At 59.2% G+C, this 1,229-nt stretch carries 1 protein-coding gene and 1 pseudogene; both read left to right on the forward strand.

The window, feature by feature from the left end; all coding sequences use genetic code 11:
- A pseudogene (locus tag ACWI8T_RS09950) lies at positions 1 to 196 on the forward strand (hypothetical protein); the annotation flags it as partial.
- Positions 196 to 1,229, forward strand: a 1,034-nt coding sequence (locus tag ACWI8T_RS09955; protein ID WP_449138816.1) for a DNA polymerase III subunit, incomplete at its 3' end; no start/stop codon positions are given. The pseudogene ACWI8T_RS09950 and the gene ACWI8T_RS09955, both read left to right, overlap by 1 nt.

Below are 1,229 nucleotides of genomic sequence, written 5' to 3' on the forward strand. Positions count from 1 at the left end.
GGTGTATTCGGCAGACAAGAAGTCGAAAACGTCTCAGGCTGTTTTCGCCGAACTCGTTGACATTTTTCCGTTTATGGTAGAACTGCTTGCGGATGAATCGGGCGCGCATTTTGCACCGCTCGACACTAAGAAGCCTCATACCGGAAAAGCGACGTTTGCCGCCCCCGTTTCGCATTCGAAAAACGGGGTCGAATAATGTCTGACGTCTTCGACGGGATTTTCGGGCAACCCAAGGTTCGCGATTTCTTGCGTGCGTGCGTGCGCGGCGATCGCGTGAGCCATGCGTATTTGTTCACGGGGCCAGCGGGTTCGAATAAAACGGCGGCGGCGTTCGCGCTCGCGAAGGCCATCGTGTGCGAGGGCGACCCATGTTCCTCATGCGAGGCGTGTTCGGCAGACACGTGCCGCCGCATCGACCGCAAGTCCCATCCCGACGTGCATTACCTCGCGCCAGAAGGTGCCCAGGGCTACGTTGTCGAACAAATTCGCGAGCTCGTCGCCGATTCCCAGCTGGCTCCGCTTGCTGGCGGGCATAAGGTGTATATCCTCGATCGGGTCGACTCGCTTGGTACGTCGGCCGCGAACGCGTTTTTGAAAACGCTCGAAGAGCCGCCCGACGACGTCACGATCATCTTGCTTGGCCGCACCCGCGAAGCCGTGCTGCCGACTATCGTGTCGCGCTGTCAAGTTGTGCCGTTTCGTCATATTCCGGCGAGCGAGGCGTCGGGCATTCTGGCCCAGAATACGGGCTGCACTCTTCCCGAGGCCGCCATTGCCATTCAGGCGGTGGGCGGCTCCATCACGAAGGCGGCTCAGTTTTTACGCTCCAAGGAGCGAGGCGTGTTCCGCACGAAAATCATAGGTGCCATGGGCTCGCTTTTGCGCGCAGATGACCTCGATATTCTTGAGTATGCCCGCGATTTGGTTTTGGCGTCCAAAACGCCGCTCGATGAAGTGCGTCGTGAACAAGAGCGCGATTTGGAAGAAAAGGCTGAATTCCTGCAGGCTTCGGCTCTTAAGCAGCTTGAAGCTCGCCAGAAGCGCGCCATGAGCGCGGCGTCCATGGAATTGTTGCGCCAAATGTGCTCGATAGCTCGCGCATGGCTTCGCGACGTGGGAGTATGCTGTGCAGGCGACGATTCTCTCGTCGTCAACGTCGATGTGGCTGCGTCTATTCACGACGCCGCTGCCCGCACCACGCTCGAGCGCGTTACGCGCGCACAGGAGTG

The sequence above is a fragment of the Slackia sp. genome (assembly GCF_977041755.1).